The following is a 14,953-nucleotide window of genomic DNA, read 5'->3' as shown; positions in this document are numbered from 1 at the left end:
CCTCCTAACGTGACAGTTTTATCAGCTTGTCATGACAGTTGCATCAATCTCATAGCAGGTGCTCCTTTACATGAAGCTCAGATACAAGTTTTTCCAATTCATGCCGACTATGTCTATGACCGTGTACGGCATCGCTGACGTAATGTGAATGGCTGTGATAGTGCGTGACCGTATGTGTATGTTTGATTACGTCGTGGGTATGTGTAAAAGTATGCTGATGTTGATGAGAATGATAACGCGCAAGCGTATCAGCAGTTACAAGTGCTGTTCCGAAAAACATCACAATGAAAGCCGCCAGATAAACCACTGTCAGCTTTTCATGCAGAAATACAAAGGAAAGAAATGCGGCGATAAAAGGAGCAACTGCGTAATACGCACTGGTTTTCGCAGCGCCGAGTTCTTTCTGAGCACGGATATAGGTAAAGATACTAAGCCCGTATGCAACAAATCCAAGCACGAATGCAGGCAGAAGATATTTTGCAGGCGGAATGTGCTCACCGAGTGCTGCCGCCATAATCAGCGAACCTGTTCCCGAACCGATGCCTTTTATCGTCACTATCTGATAGGTGCTTTTTTCAGAGATACTCTTTGTGCAGTTGTTTTCCATTCCCCAGCATACAGTCGCACCGAGAACAAAAAGTGAACCGATAGAAAAATGCAGACTGCTGATATCTCCAAACGACAGAATCAGACTTGCCAATGTGATGAGTCCGACAGCCGCCCACAGTTTTTTACTGATTTTCTCTCTGAAAAGAATAAAAGCGATCATTGTTGTTGCGACGATCTCAAAATTTCCAAGTAAAGAAGCACTTGACGCTGTACCGTATTTTACGCCGATCATCAGAAGGATCGGTGCTATGATATCAAGCAGTATCATTCCAATCGTATAAGGCAAATCTTTTTTTGCAAGGCGTTCGCAGGGCGCTTCCTTTTTACAATGGAAAAGATACATGATACCAACACCGAAGCCTGCACCGAAATAAAGGAATGCCGCCATAACTGTTGGTGCAATGTATGAAAGCAGCAGCTTGGAACAAGGAACATTCAGTGCATAGAACACCGCTGCCGCCAGTGCATATAGAATAGCGATCTTTTTATGATCGGTCATAACATTCACCTATGCCCCCCTTCTATATCAGGTTCAGAATGCCGATTAGTCCGAACATGGAAAGTCCGAAGCTCGGCATGATGATTCCGGGGAGATCCTGAAATTTTACCGGATCAATTTTTCGGCAGGTCGTTCCAATTATCAGGAATACGATCGGATTCAGAAGTACACATATCTTTGGTACATCAAGTGCGCCGTTCAGAATAGCGATTATGACAAGAACTGTCGGTACTAAAAGTGTTGCATAACCTAAAAGAAATGTCGGCATGATCTGCTTGTATATTTTTTCGAGTATATCGTCAGCGATCTGTAAATTTCCGTGTATCATCGCACCTTTGTAAATCAGTGCCTGAATACAGAGAAAAGCATGAATAAAAATGCCTGCCATTGCACCGAAATATCCGAAACCTATCGTCATATAACCGAGCAGCGAATGTGTTTCAGCAATCTGCATACCGATAGAATATAATCCGAGTCCTACCAGCGCATCGCCTATCATAGCAAGAGCGATAGACAAACCGAATCTACGGTCAGCCATTTTGAGCCAGTTGCTGTCAATATTCTTTGAAGTTCCAAGTTTTTCATTTCCTTTACCTTTCAAATCAAAGAGAATATCTCCCACACAGCAAAGCAGACCGCCAATAAGACCTAATATCGAAAAAACCAAATACATATTAAACTCCTTTTCACTTTCATTTCCCCTCTGTTGCTTTCAGTACAACGGTCATAATTCCCCTATTGACGACGATCACGGAAATCAGAAAGATATTGTGCCACATCAGGCTGATACCTGTAACCAGCATCTACCAGCCGCTGTACATAAGGTCATATATCTTACAGCCTGCCGCCGTTCGCGTCTGAACGAGCTTCATGCCCAGATGCACATATCTGTCGCATTTGCCCTTTGCGTCTGTATCAAGTATGCAGGGACAGCCGTTTTTGTCTGCCATTTTATAGGCAAACTCCATAAGTTTTCGCATATATCCTTGTCCCTGATACTTCTCTGTCACGATCAGCATTTCAACCTTGACATAGGGCTTCTTCTGCCTTTTCATCTGTATCTCAAGGGGCTTGATGTCACAGCCGCTGTTTGCCTGTTTCAGAAATGAAAACAGTTTGCCCCAGCCGCCAAGCGCATTTTTCATTCGCCGTGCCATTTTGACAATGCTTCGGAAATTCGGATGATTTCCCTTTGTATCGGTGATGAGGATATAGCCCTCGCCGTGATCGGTGCAGTAAAACGTTCCGCTTTCGATGCCTGCAATAACAAATGACTTCATATATTCCGTCATAGCCGCTTTTGACGGAAAGAACGGTTTCAGTCCGCCTTCATTGGGTTCATAGGGAAAATCCCAGAACGACGCACCGATAAGTGCGGATATTTCATCTATTTTCTCTTTTGATAATGAGCGTACTTTTTTCATAAATACCCTTTCTGCGTTTTTATTCCATGCCTTTCAGCACTTCGACCATGTCTATTTTCTTTATTCTGCGCGAGAACATAAAGCTGACAAGTACGGATACGGTCATTACAAATATTGCCGCGATTATATACGTTGTGGGCGCAATATAGCACGGCCAGTCAACTGCGTCGCCGTTGGAGTCCATCATTGCCTGTAACGGTACACGTCCGAGGGGCAGTCCGAATATGCAGCCGATAATGGACAGCCACAGGTTCTGTGTGGACAGCAGTCTGCGGACTGCGTTGCTCTTAAAGCCAAGGACTTTAAGAGTCGCAAATTCCTTTTCGCGCTCATTGAATGAAAGATTACCCGAATTATAGAGAACTATAACTATCAGCAGAATTGAGAATACCACCATGAAATATACCAGCAGATTCATTATCTCCATCATCTTGTCAAACGCAGCAATAAGGTCTTTCATGCTATGAACAGCAGAAACACAGTCGTTATCGGCAGTTTTTTCACAGTTGTTCTTCGATACCAGCATTACAGGACGGAACTTCATTCCTGCGGCTTCATAATCCTCACGCAGCATGGTGATTCCCGTAATATTCGGGTGGCGTGATATAAGTCCAATTTTACTCTCGTTCCATTCAGAACCTGTCGCTGTTTTCCAGTAAACCTTGTCTCCCTCTGAAAGTCCAAGCTTTTTTGCTTGTTTCATAGTCAGAGCAACAGTGCCTTTCCTTATGGGAGTTGTTCTGAGCTCTGTATCCGATACGCAGTAGAGCTGCTCACCCTCGGTAACTGCCAGTTTACAGCTTATGATACCGTCGGAAGTCGGGTGTTCCTTTGCTGCTATGGATATTGATTCCATAGCTATAAGCTCACCGCCTGTATCGATTTTTAACTCTTCAGCCTGTTCGGGAGTGCAGTTGTCATTGAGCAGAACCTGATACTCATAATTCTGGATATCATGGAAATACCAGTCGCGGACATAATCTACTGTATCATAGGCACCGATACCCAGTTCCATTATCATCATGCCCATACAGGTGCCGAAAACTCCCATAAACGCTCTCATTTTAGAGCGTGATATATCGCGGAGATTATACCTTACATTGAAACTGAGCTTCTTCCAGAACGGCAATTTCTCAAAAATGCAGGGTTTTGTAGTTTTGGCAGCCGCAGGTCTGAGAGCCTCCGACGGGTGTATCTTCAGTATCTGCTTACAGCTAAGATAAGACGTTCCCGTACATATAAACACAAGAACCGCCGCAACTATGATACTCTTATAGCTGAATCCCGGCTGCCAGTCCGGGAGCGTATAGAACTTACTGAACATATTCACCATAAGTCTGCCGAATGTCAGTATACCGAGAATAATACCAAGTACACAGCCGATCGTCGACAGTACAAAGCTGTAGCTGAGATAGTGAGCAAGTATCTTTCGCTTTTTCATGCCGAGAGCGTTAAGTGTGCCTATCTGCGTTCTCTGCTGTGCTATCATACGTTTCATAGTGGTGATAATAACGAGCAGTGCAATAGCTACGAATACAAAAGAGAATATGTACGAAAAGCTGTCGTGCTGAGCAAGCTCGTCCGAAAGCTGATACCAGCCGCGAATACTGTTTCTGTCGGCAAAATATGCGTAATTATCGCCAAGAGCATTTGCGATATCCTTTTCGTAGCCGAGTGCCTTGCCATTACAAGTAAATATCAGTTCGTTGCTGATACGCATATCCTCCGGCAGGACTTTCTGCGACAAATAGGCAAATCCTATGTTATGAAAGTCCGTATCAGTATCAGTCGAGGCGCAGGCGTATCCATATTCGGGAGTGACAATAAATCCCTTGACTTCTTTTTCGATGTCAAGTCCCATAACATGAACCGTGAATTTATCACCGACCTTTATTCCCCATGCCTCGGCAAATCTGCTGAACAGCCACAAGCCTTCTTCATCATCTGCATTGAAGTCAGCTCCTTCTGTCGTGCGAGGTATCGTAACATCAGCACTGTTCTGAAAATAGCAGTACATTTCCGCAGTATTGTATTTTTCATCAGCTTTTCCGAGCACCTCGGTTCGTCGCTGTACATCTTTGATGCCGCTGATAGCTGCAATTTTCTTTGCCTGTTCCTCATTGAAATCCGCACCATATATCCAGCCGTCAGCAAAGTTTGAACTGTTTTCAAAATCGTTTCTTGCTTTTTTGCCGCCGATGACATTTGCCTGAAATCCCGTATAGCACCACATAGCTATCAGTGACAGCAGCATTATTGAAAAGAACTGTGCAAGGTTCGCCCTGATGTCACGAAGCATTTTTCTTCTGAGCATTGCTGTCACCTCACCAGTCGATATCGTTTACGGACAGCGGATTTTCATTGGTCTTAATAGACTTTATCTTACCGTTCCTCATATGGATTATACGATTTGCACACTTTGCGATATCTGCATTATGAGTAACAAGTATCACCGTATTTCCATGCTCGGTAGAAAGCTTTTGCAGCAGATCTATGACCAGCTTTCCCGTTTCCGAATCAAGTGCGCCCGTAGGCTCATCGCCGAGGATTATCTTAGGATCTTTGGCAAGAGCTCTTGCAATAGATACTCTTTGCTGCTGACCGCCTGACATCTGTGTCGGGAACTTATTCTTCTGGTCGGCAAGTCCCACGCGCTCAAGCATTTCATCTGCACTGAGCGCAGATCTCTTTATGTCCTTGACAAGTGCTACATTTTCGTAAGCGGTAAGTCCGGGAAGAAGATTATAGAACTGAAAAATAAATCCGATAGTATCAGCACGGTATTCCGAAAGCTGTTTATCGCTATAGGAAGATATATCCTTTCCGTCAACGATCACCTTGCCCTCAGTCGGTACGTCCATACCTCCCAGCATATTCAGCACAGTGGACTTTCCTGCGCCCGACTGTCCGAGTATGACTACAAATTCTCCTTTTTCTATGGTAAAGCTCACATGGTCTACTGCTACCTGCTTTCCCTCACCTTTACCATAAATTTTTACTACATTCTCGAATTCAACTGTTTTCATATATTCCTCCATTAAGTTAGCTATAACAAACATTATGTCAAAAAAACAGCTCCTAAAACTGTTATTCTCTTGTGATATGATCTCAGGATGTTTCTGAAAGAAAAAACTATATGAGAACCGTTTATACCTTCAATGTATCCTTCTTTCTCAGATTCACGAACAGCTATACTGACCGTTGGTTTTGAAACGCCAAGTTCTCCGACTATATCAATACCTCCGGCACTGCCGCACGATTCCTGAATTTTGAGTATAGTTCCAAGATAATTCTCCGTTTTTTTACCGAGCACTAAAACATCTTCTTTAATTCAATACAATTAGTTAGTATATAATAACGTCATATTAAGATTATACCACTAACCAATTGTATTGTCAACATGAATCATAAAAATGGGGAGTAAATGTGATAATGCTTGTGATTGCGTTTCTGCAATATAGAGTTGATTTTATATAAAGTAAATAAAAGTCCTCACGATGAGAGGAATTTTTATTTGTGTATATTCATTTTAATGCTTTATCTGAAAATAATCGAGATAAGCCTTGAAACGATCCTGTGCAGTCAGTACATTACCTGCCGACTCTGCCGTTACTGTCCGTAACTGATGTATTGACTCAAAAATTCAAACCTGACCTCTTTGTCACATAGGCGCTTTTTACTCAAGAAAATCCCGTACATAAAACAAGCGATTCTTTTCGATCGGTTTTAGTTTCTTTCTGGTTCTGCGGAATATGAGCCTGCATATTATCGAAGTTATTATTAAATTAAACAAAAACGTAGAAAACACGCTCATTCCTATTAATATTACAATAAAATCAAATGTCTCAAAACCGACCTCTCTGTCGATCCGTTTTAATACTAAAAATCCCAAAATAAAGTCTATCAGTTGAACGATAAGGTATATTCTTTTAAACCAGGTATAATACAATGGGTTATCAGCAAGATCATCGGCACACATTTTTCCTGTCTGACCATTCATGGCAATGGTATAGGTCCTGTTAACGTATTTTATATTCAGAAGCCATACAGGCACAAGATAATACGTTAGCTCCCTGTTGTGTATGATCTTTTTTATTCCTTCTCCCTGAGATTCTGATGGTATTTTATCTGATTCAAACTCTTTTTTGTATTTAGCTTCATATTGTCTGCTTCCAGGGCACTCTTCTTTTATGTAGTAGTCAGCAGTTCTCATTGCGTTTTCAGCTCCGATAGTATATCTGCTTGCATAAAAGCCCGTAAGGTATGACTCGTTAAAATCATCTGCTTCACTGAAATTGAATGGCCACATGGAATAAAAAACTTGCCAGCCCATGTTTTTGTCGTTTGCAAGTATCGGATAATCCTTTACAGTTATAGACGAACAGAAATCCGAATTAATAGTCGATTCGCAGGTACAGCTGTATCCCCAGACAGGTATATAGCAGCCTGTTATATTATCCAGTGCAGCCTTATCCTTGAATACCCTGGGAACATTTTTTACCCCTGAAATATAGTGTGTGTATTTATCCGCAAATTCCTTTTTAGTTATCCTGAACGGAATAACCTTGTCAGGTCTGATGTCTCCCTGCAGGTCAGAAGAGATTATCAGATCATGGGTGCAAAACGGACATTTTGCCGTTGCAGTCGAAGATTGAGTTATTATCTTTCCGCCGCACGACGGACATTTAAATTCTTCGATCTTATCACTTACATAGGGCTCCCATACTGCTTTTGACCTTTTTACCCAGTCAAAATCAGGAAGCTTTCCGTTAGTTTCTTCATCGAGGTGGGAGATAATGTACTCCTGATCGTATGTATTCTGACAAAATCTGCATGACAATGTTTTCTGTTTGATGTCATAATACATCGGAGCTCCGCAGGACGGACATTTATATTCTTTTACTTCTGACATTTTTATCACCTGTGTTTCTTTGTTATAAATAAAATGCTTCAAGAGGCAGCTCAAAGCATGTTGTCTGATATTTATATGATCATTTCAGCTCCCATCCGTTATCGCCGTGATATATCATCAGTTTGGTCATACCACCGTCGATGCAGATATTCTCGCCTGTGATGAAGCCTGCCTTGTCGGAGCAGAGGAACATCACCATATTGGCGATATCCATTGGATTTCCCACACGTCCGCAGGGCTGCTGATATGCATCGGGACCGTCATAGACTTTGTAGGACGTATCGATCCAACCCGGGGAGATAGAATTCACTCGAACCTTTCCTGCAAGGCTTACCGCAAGAGCGTGAGTGAGGGCTGCTATTCCGCCTTTCGCTGCCGTGTAGCTCTCGGTCTGAGGCTGACTCATGCGGTCGCGTGAGGACGAAATATTGATGATACTGCCGCCCTTGTTAAAGTACGGAGCGAACAGCTTCGACAGATAAAACGGCGCAGTCACGCCCACTGACAGTGCATACTGGAACTCCTCATAGCTGCACTCATCAATGCCTTTCATCAGCGGCAGAGCGTTGTTCACGAGGAAGTCGATGTGTCCGTGCTGAGCTATTACCTGCTGTGCGAATTTTTCAAGCACGGACTTGTCTGAAATGTCGCCGACGAAGTGGTCTCCCTCGGCTTTGTCGATAACGCACACCGCCGCTCCGTTTTTGCGGAACTCCTCGGCTATGCACTTGCCTATCCCGTTTGCACCGCCTGTTACTACGGCTACTTTGTTTTTTAATCCGGATATCATATGGTCTCCTTTTTATAAACAGCAATAACATATAGTTCGCGGCTGTTATCTCTGCGATCGTATATCACGTTGTCCACAACAGGCAGAAGATGATAGAAATTGTCCCTGTTTGTACAATAAACGCAGTATGTACCACAGTTCAATTCGAGTTGGCATACTTTCGTATCATTATAGCATTTCCACTTGTAAATGCTGTGATTTTCCAAGTATTTACCGAAAACTTTTTCATCGTTATACGATACGCAGCCAATTTCCCGAGCTAATACCGTAAGCTCTGTTTTGACGGTACTGTACTCCTTACCCGTTAGCTTTGTCAGAGTCCGCACGACACAGCTTCTTTTATCATCACTTGGGTTGTAGTATTCAAATTCCATATCATACCTCTCTTTCTATCCATTGTATACCCTTTGCGATACGCTTCTCAGGCTCATTGAAATGTCCGCCGTCGTTCCATTCAAGAATATGACGGGACACGTTTTTATCGCCGCACACAAGCTCATACTGTCTGCGAGTGCAGTCCCCGACAGTCGCCATAATGCGGTCCCGAGCCTTTTCCTCGCGGTCGCCGAGGCTGAGATAAACGGAGCTGTTCTGCGGTGCGGTATGACTCTCGGCGTAGCCTATCCAGTCCCCGAACCACAGCGAGCCCGAACAACTGATAACTCCTCCAAACGCCTGACTTTCATAGAACGCCCACAGGCTGAATAGACCTGCGAGGGAGTATCCGCAGAGTACACGCTTTCCCGTGAGACCGTGCTCCTTTTCGCAGTATGGAACGCATTCGTTCACAAGCCAGTCCAGCGTTGAGCTTCCGCCGCCCGAAAAAGACATTTTCCTGTTGAGCGTGAACTCCCACGGCGAGAAATCGGCGTTCCAGTCCTCGACCTCGTAAATGATATAGTTGCACTTTATGTCCTCGCACAGCGCAAGGACTTTTTCAATAGTCTCGGAGCTGTTTTTCATCTCGCCCCAGTATATCGTAGGCAGGTCAGTGCCGTTTTTCATAATATGGCAGGTTCTGCCACCGATGGTCTCTGTTTTCATTGTTTGTCCTCATAATGAAATGCTATTATTGCTTTCAGATTGTCAAAAATAAATGACTGTACTTGGGGCGAATACAGGTTAAGATAGTATTCCTCGCCGTTAGCTCTTGTTTTCATATGTGATGTAATACCTATATCACCGCCTGCTGTTGTTGCAACACGGCAGCCATCTGCATTTTTGCATATCAAACCAATGCTTTCAAGCCAGTCATTTATCCATGCTGCCTGTAATTTTTTTGAACCATTCGGTTCAATTACTCTGTTAATTTCATTGGCAATATCACTTACTCTGCAATCAAAATGATTAAGTTTCAGTTCTGCAAATTGTTCATCAGTTATAAAAGTCTGTTACGTAACTATGTAAATTCCGAGTTCATACACTTTTTTAAGTCTTTATGCTCCATTATCATTTTCTCACCTTTTGCCGTTTTTTCACAATGCCAACAAGAATTACTATGTTGCTCAACTCCAAAATCTCTCTTTTCAATTATTATAACTGAAAAAATGCAGTTTTTCAAGGTCAATTTGTGAACGGATAACCGCATAAATGATTACCCCCGAAACGAATTGCAGATCGCTTCGGGGGGGATGGGGTGTTAAATTCAAGTTTTATGGCGGCCGCACTGAGATTTGAACTCATACTATACGGATTTTAAGTCCTCTGCCGTTGGACTACGAGAGCATCTGGTACCCGCAGCGAGATTCGAACTCGCAAAAATCTGCTTCTTAGGCAGGGATGTATGCCAAAATTTCATCATGCGGGCATGAAAAAACACCGTCTGCTGTAACCTCGATACCCATATAGAAATTTTACACTAATTATTGAGAGAACCCCTTTTGAAAAAGGGGTTCTCTCAAACTCTCTCCCGAAAACTTTCAGTTTTATTTTTTCTCAGATAGGGCGCACCCTGCATTACTTGCGGGGCTTTTTTATTTTCGGTGTGCCCTATCTGAGAAAAAATCAGCCTGCAAATGCAGGCTGATTTATCTAAAGCACCATTATTAAAACATAAACTCAGACTATTATATAATCACACTAAAAAGAATATAACCGTTCATCAGGGCTTTTACACACGATCTCATTTGAAATAAACATTATTTATTGCTTCTTTTATTTTGACATTGTATTCTTCATTAAGCTTTTTCAATATTGTCAAGCCGCTTTTATATTTTTCGATACTTATGCTTTTATATTCCTGAACGATTTTTTTGAACTTATCAATATGCTGATTTCGTTTTTCTATTATAAAAGCCAGATCAAATAAAGCATTTTCATAGTCAGTAACGCTTGATCCTTTATTGAATAATAAATTGAATTCGTGTAAAATCCTTTTTGACTCATTAATCGCTTCTTTTTCTATAAAAGAATATTTTTGCCGGTTATTAATATCCTGCATCTGCTCAGTACTCAGCTTTTCATCTGCATCAAATCCAGAAATTATACGATCATAATATTCTCTACGCAGATTAGCTTTTACACTGTAAGAAAGTTTCTTGTAAAAACACTTTAAATATTCATTTTTTTCCTTCAGAGTAAGAGTATCAGCAAAATGCTTTTCATCAATCATATTATCAATTATATTTTTTGCCTCATATTTCCTATCATAATTATCGAAGGGTATTTTCGATTTATTTTTTATCTGATCAATCACATTTTAAACCTCTGACTTTCTTTAATAATAACAGGCGGATACGTATGATTCTAAAATATTAATAACATAATCTCCATTTTCGGCCTTAATATCGAAAATTTCTTGCAGATACTGACGGCCATACAATTAACAATAAAAATTTTTCATTTTCAATTTTTACTATGAATACTATCGACTTATATCATTTTATTTTCCAGCCTTTCCTTAATACTTTTCCAATATATCGTTTCTTTCATACAAAACGGCAGCGTTTAAACCTTTCATGAGGCTGCCATACAACAGTAAAACAGCCTCATATTCGGCCGACCGTTTTTTGAAAGCGTGTTCTGTTCATTATGAGTTTTTTACTCTTTTCTTTGCAGCAGCGGAGCCTTTATATGAAGGCTCATCTCAGGACTTATCAGAATATTTATCTGATTTTTTCTGATTTTTGCCTTTCTTTCTGGACTTATCCCTCTCTGCTTCCATCTCGTAATCCAATGCCCTGCACTGAATTGCAGACATTGCTGACAGATTATTACGTGCTTCAAGGATCGCACAGCTTGGCTCAGAAGTCTTGATATTTGCTCTTAAAGCTATCTCGATCAAAGCCTTGTACAAGAATTCTGCCCTTTTCTTCTCTTCAAGCAGCTTCTTATAAGCGTCCTTGTCTTCATTACTTATCAACTCGTCATTGTAGATCACATCCTTTATATAGCTGATCATTTTGCCGGCCTCTGTGGGCTCCATGTAGTTGTCAAGCATATACTGGAAACCTTCTTCTGATATAGGTTCATACAATCTCCAGTGACCATCGAAATTGTATTTACCGTATTCGATCAATTCCCTTAATGCGTAACCTACATTTTGCTTGCCGTTAGCTATTCTGGTAATTGAGTAGATCTCTTTGTCGCCATAGTCAAAGAACAGTTCTCCTTCAGGTTCTAATGCCTTATAAGCTCCAAAGAGGAGTTGATTCAACCTTGCAGTAAGGTTTGGGGTGTTTTGCAGATCAACTAAGTTGCTGTTAATGATCGCAATTTTGGTTTGCTCGATCATTATGAACATTGTTAGCTGATACGGAGTTGTAGCTAGTTTCATAAGTGATTCTTCCCTTTCATTTGATTATTGAGAAAGAACACATTTTCATATTAGAGCACATATCAATACTGTACGATATATTCTCAAACGGTCCATGTAACTAACTGAATATATTATATCATACGAACAGGAAAAATTCAATACATTTTTCAAAAAAACCCCTATAAATCGCGGTTTGGTGATTATTACCCATGAACAGACATTTAATATGCAAATACATATCATATTGACGTTTTATATAGTCGGCTCAGTCGAAAAATCGCATTATGCTATACATCTACGCAATTATGTGTTTATACAGGACGCACTTTTTAAGCTATAATAAAATGTGCCCAACAACTGTCTTGCGGCAGCTGTTGAGCACACAATGCATATTAACCTGTCTTTTGCCTGTAGCCTTTTTCTACGATACGATACTCGGAGAGATCGACTGTTTCCGAATACTTCGGCTGTTCGCCGCGTCTGAACGTCCAGTTAGTACCAATAGGCATATTCAGAATCTTTTGCAGCGGCTGATTGCACCTTTCAGAAATCATTTTGGCTGTTTGAACGTCATTTCCGCCCATATATATTATGGTATCGCAATTGTCAATAATAGTATGCGAACTTTCACCGTAGCCATGTTTCAGCTGAGCTTCGGACTGTAATATAAGCGCTGCCGATATATCTCTTGAACGGATATTTGATATCATGTTCTCGAAACCATAAATACGGCAGTTGGTTCCGAAATCGTCCAGTATAAACCTTACGGGTACAGGCAGGCGGCTGTCTTTGCACTTATAATCCGCATAATTGCAAAGCTCGTTCATTGCCTGACTGTAGAAAATATTTGCAAGAAGATCCTTTGAACGATCGGTATCGCTGATGCCAAGAAAGACGATGGTTTTTTCCCTTCCAATAGCTTTGAGATCAATGGTTTCCAAACCTGAAGTCATTTTATTGAGTCCCTTTGAAGAAAAAGGGCCGAGCATTGCCTGTATAGTGATAATTATACAAGCCAGAGTACGCGGAGGTGTTGCCTTGAATTTGAGATACTGGTCATACGCCCAGCTGTTCTCGAACGGCTTTCGGTACCTCGATGCGTGACGCTCGAATATCCGGTTGAGTTCCGAATTGTTAAGCGAGAACTCTTCATCGTCTTCAAATTCGATTTTTGTAAGCAGTTCTGAAATGCTGTTAATGGAGTGTTCGACCTCAAGGCAATCTTCCATTACAAGCCCTATGAGAGATTTCAGCAGCAGTTCTGCTGCTCTGTCCCAGAACGGATCCGTTGTACCCTTAGCACCGCCGTATCCGAGATTAACTATCTGGGTTGCCAGTTTGCAGGCGTCGTCCGAATCATGCACATAGCACAGCGGATTATATTTGTCCGAGCTTTCGGGATGTATAAGATCTATATGTATTACCTTATATCCGTTTTTTCTCATTAGATCTGCATATTGGGCATACAGATTACCCTTTGGATCGGATACTATATAGCTGTTTACGGCAGACAGGATATTCGGGATAACGAAACTTCGGGTCTTGCCTGCACCCGAAGCTCCGAATATGGATATATTGTTGTTACGTCTGGTCTTGATACTGTTCAGATCAAACAGTTCACCGTTTGGCAGAATGCCGTATTTATCGCAATGCGCGGTGAAAAGCTTATTTTTATTTGAATTGTTCATCACATCGTCCGCCTTTCTCAGAATATGCTTCTTATTTCGTCGCAGATCCCGAATTGTACAGCTTCTTCCGATGTCATGAAATTGTCGTCCTTAGTTGCCTTGTTTATCTCGTTAACGCTTCTGCCTGTATGCTCAGCCAGTATCTTATTGAGCACAGCCTTTGTTTCAAGAATACTTTGTGCTGTTTTCTCAATAGATGTAGCTGAACCGCCGAAACCGCTGCTTATAAGCGGTTCATGTATCATTACCTGTGAATGCGGAAGAATAAAGCGTCTGCCTTTTTGTCCTCCTGCAAGGATTAGCGCCGCCATACTTGCCGCAAACCCGGTACAGTACATCGTTATCTTATACTTATAAGATTTCAGGATATCGTATATCATAAGTCCCGCAGAAACCTCTCCGCCGGGGCTGTCAATGATGATCTCAACATCTTTCTGCTCTTCTGCGAGCACGAGCATTGCCGATATGAAATCCACAGCCATTCTCTGGTCTATTGTTCCCACCAGAAACAGCCTTCCATTTTTGAATTGGTGGGTAATAATTTCTGTGTCTCTGTTTCCTTTGCAGTCCTCGATCATTACATTCTTAGGAAGCATATTGTTTGTATTATACGAATCTGACATATTGATCACTTTCCCTTTCTGATCCTGTTGTTTTGCATATGAACTCTTTATGCAACAAGGCCCCAGATTATTTCCGTCCCTGTTAAGCGCAATTAATAGCCGCAGACCGTTATACCACCCTCCTTTGCCGATAAAAATTAGAATGAATAATACTGACATTGTATTATCTTTATTCATGCCGCTTTCCCTTTCAACAATATCATTATATATCATAAAAAGTTAAAAAGATATGATTGTAATTGCATATTAAAAAATAGTGGATTTAATAATAAGAAAAAGGTGCAGCTTCTCCCAATATTTCTGAAAGAACTTGCCCCTTATTATGATCGGTTTTTAACGAATGATATTTATACCAATGTTATTCAGAGAGCAAACGAGATGTCAACGGAATCGATGGATCTGTCATTGTTCTAAAAGAAAAAAGAAGGTAAATCCGCATAACAAATTGGCAGCAGCCGGAGAAGTATTATCTCTGGCTGCTGCCTTTTTTATTGTGGTTTATATTGCGTAAGAACCAAAAAGAACCAAACGCCTATTTGGACAAATAGTGTACTGGAAGAAAATACTCATATTTTTGGTTCTTACGTAAGAACCAAAATGACATTTTTAGAGAAAAACGGCATATAAAATTTTAACCACGCAGTCCATAAA

General features: G+C 41.3%; 15 protein-coding genes and 1 tRNA gene. All 16 read right to left on the bottom strand.

The genetic code is table 11. The features are described from left to right. Window positions 1-49 precede the first annotated feature (49 nt). The gene (locus tag BUB28_RS00990) at window positions 50-1,108 is read right to left on the bottom strand and encodes a DMT family transporter (RefSeq protein WP_072948228.1); all 1,059 of its coding nucleotides are present in this window, start codon (window positions 1,106-1,108) and stop codon (window positions 50-52) included. A gap of 22 nt (window positions 1,109-1,130) precedes the next feature. Then, window positions 1,131-1,781 carry a DUF6796 family protein gene (locus BUB28_RS00985; protein ID WP_072947845.1) on the bottom strand — a complete coding sequence of 217 codons (651 nt, stop codon included), beginning with the start codon at window positions 1,779-1,781 and terminating at the stop codon, window positions 1,131-1,133. A 130-nt stretch (window positions 1,782-1,911) separates the two neighbouring features. After that, the gene (locus tag BUB28_RS00980; protein ID WP_072947843.1) at window positions 1,912-2,532 is read right to left on the bottom strand and encodes a GNAT family N-acetyltransferase; all 621 of its coding nucleotides are present in this window, start codon (window positions 2,530-2,532) and stop codon (window positions 1,912-1,914) included. Window positions 2,533-2,551: 19 nt separating this feature from the next. Then, window positions 2,552-4,846: an ABC transporter permease gene (locus tag BUB28_RS00975; RefSeq protein WP_072947841.1), complete on the bottom strand. Its 2,295-nt coding sequence runs from the start codon at window positions 4,844-4,846 to the stop codon at window positions 2,552-2,554. Between the two features lie 10 nt (window positions 4,847-4,856). After that, entirely contained in the window at window positions 4,857-5,558 is a 702-nt protein-coding gene (locus BUB28_RS00970; protein ID WP_072948226.1) for an ABC transporter ATP-binding protein, read from the bottom strand. A 32-nt stretch (window positions 5,559-5,590) separates the two neighbouring features. Further along, entirely contained in the window at window positions 5,591-5,845 is a 255-nt protein-coding gene (locus BUB28_RS00965; protein WP_072947840.1) for a helix-turn-helix domain-containing protein, read from the bottom strand. Window positions 5,846-6,208: 363 nt separating this feature from the next. Further along, on the bottom strand, window positions 6,209-7,444 hold the full coding sequence (locus tag BUB28_RS00960; RefSeq protein ID WP_072947838.1) for a TFIIB-type zinc ribbon-containing protein: 1,236 nt from the start codon (window positions 7,442-7,444) through the stop codon (window positions 6,209-6,211). 79 nt (window positions 7,445-7,523) lie between these two features. Then, window positions 7,524-8,234 (bottom strand): SDR family oxidoreductase, encoded by a 711-nt coding sequence (locus BUB28_RS00955; protein ID WP_072947836.1) that lies wholly within the window; start codon window positions 8,232-8,234, stop codon window positions 7,524-7,526. Next, window positions 8,231-8,608, bottom strand: coding sequence for a hypothetical protein (locus BUB28_RS00950; RefSeq protein ID WP_072947835.1), 378 nt, complete (start codon window positions 8,606-8,608; stop codon window positions 8,231-8,233). The genes BUB28_RS00955 and BUB28_RS00950 overlap by 4 nt, the downstream gene beginning before the upstream one ends. A gap of 1 nt (window position 8,609) precedes the next feature. Further along, window positions 8,610-9,278, bottom strand: coding sequence for an alpha/beta hydrolase (locus BUB28_RS00945; protein ID WP_072947833.1), 669 nt, complete (start codon window positions 9,276-9,278; stop codon window positions 8,610-8,612). Next, entirely contained in the window at window positions 9,275-9,466 is a 192-nt protein-coding gene (locus BUB28_RS00940) for a hypothetical protein (protein WP_072947832.1), read from the bottom strand. The genes BUB28_RS00945 and BUB28_RS00940 overlap by 4 nt, the downstream gene beginning before the upstream one ends. Before the next feature lie 496 nt (window positions 9,467-9,962). Further along, window positions 9,963-10,041, bottom strand: a tRNA-Leu gene (locus BUB28_RS00930). 315 nt (window positions 10,042-10,356) lie between these two features. Beyond that, window positions 10,357-10,929, bottom strand: a complete 573-nt coding sequence (locus tag BUB28_RS00925; RefSeq protein WP_072947829.1) for a hypothetical protein — start codon at window positions 10,927-10,929, stop codon at window positions 10,357-10,359. Window positions 10,930-11,319: 390 nt separating this feature from the next. Next, the gene (locus tag BUB28_RS00920; RefSeq protein ID WP_072947827.1) at window positions 11,320-12,009 is read right to left on the bottom strand and encodes a hypothetical protein; all 690 of its coding nucleotides are present in this window, start codon (window positions 12,007-12,009) and stop codon (window positions 11,320-11,322) included. 374 nt (window positions 12,010-12,383) lie between these two features. After that, the gene (locus BUB28_RS00915; protein WP_072947825.1) at window positions 12,384-13,679 is read right to left on the bottom strand and encodes a VirD4-like conjugal transfer protein, CD1115 family; all 1,296 of its coding nucleotides are present in this window, start codon (window positions 13,677-13,679) and stop codon (window positions 12,384-12,386) included. Window positions 13,680-13,696: 17 nt separating this feature from the next. After that, window positions 13,697-14,302 (bottom strand): ClpP family protease, encoded by a 606-nt coding sequence (locus BUB28_RS00910; RefSeq protein ID WP_072947824.1) that lies wholly within the window; start codon window positions 14,300-14,302, stop codon window positions 13,697-13,699. Between the last annotated feature and the right edge of the window lie 651 nt (window positions 14,303-14,953).

The organism is Ruminococcus flavefaciens, from assembly GCF_900143025.1.
Classification (GTDB): domain Bacteria; phylum Bacillota; class Clostridia; order Oscillospirales; family Ruminococcaceae; genus Ruminococcus; species Ruminococcus flavefaciens_I.
Note: the sequence above shows the minus strand (reverse complement) of the source record. Positions and strands in the feature narration are given on the sequence as shown.

Bases quoted from the DNA above. Each gene is read 5' to 3' on its own strand.
- BUB28_RS00990 (WP_072948228.1), bottom strand. From the start codon at position 1,108: ATGACCGATCATAAAAAGATCGCTATTCTATATGCACTGGCGGCAGCG.
- BUB28_RS00985 (WP_072947845.1), bottom strand. From the start codon at position 1,781: ATGTATTTGGTTTTTTCGATATTAGGTCTTATTGGCGGTCTGCTTTGC.
- BUB28_RS00980 (WP_072947843.1), bottom strand. From the start codon at position 2,532: ATGAAAAAAGTACGCTCATTATCAAAAGAGAAAATAGATGAAATATCC.
- BUB28_RS00975 (WP_072947841.1), bottom strand. From the start codon at position 4,846: ATGCTCAGAAGAAAAATGCTTCGTGACATCAGGGCGAACCTTGCACAG.
- BUB28_RS00970 (WP_072948226.1), bottom strand. From the start codon at position 5,558: ATGAAAACAGTTGAATTCGAGAATGTAGTAAAAATTTATGGTAAAGGT.
- BUB28_RS00960 (WP_072947838.1), bottom strand. From the start codon at position 7,444: ATGTCAGAAGTAAAAGAATATAAATGTCCGTCCTGCGGAGCTCCGATG.
- BUB28_RS00955 (WP_072947836.1), bottom strand. From the start codon at position 8,234: ATGATATCCGGATTAAAAAACAAAGTAGCCGTAGTAACAGGCGGTGCA.
- BUB28_RS00950 (WP_072947835.1), bottom strand. From the start codon at position 8,608: ATGGAATTTGAATACTACAACCCAAGTGATGATAAAAGAAGCTGTGTC.
- BUB28_RS00945 (WP_072947833.1), bottom strand. From the start codon at position 9,278: ATGAAAACAGAGACCATCGGTGGCAGAACCTGCCATATTATGAAAAAC.
- BUB28_RS00920 (WP_072947827.1), bottom strand. From the start codon at position 12,009: ATGAAACTAGCTACAACTCCGTATCAGCTAACAATGTTCATAATGATC.
- BUB28_RS00915 (WP_072947825.1), bottom strand. From the start codon at position 13,679: ATGAACAATTCAAATAAAAATAAGCTTTTCACCGCGCATTGCGATAAA.
- BUB28_RS00910 (WP_072947824.1), bottom strand. From the start codon at position 14,302: ATGTCAGATTCGTATAATACAAACAATATGCTTCCTAAGAATGTAATG.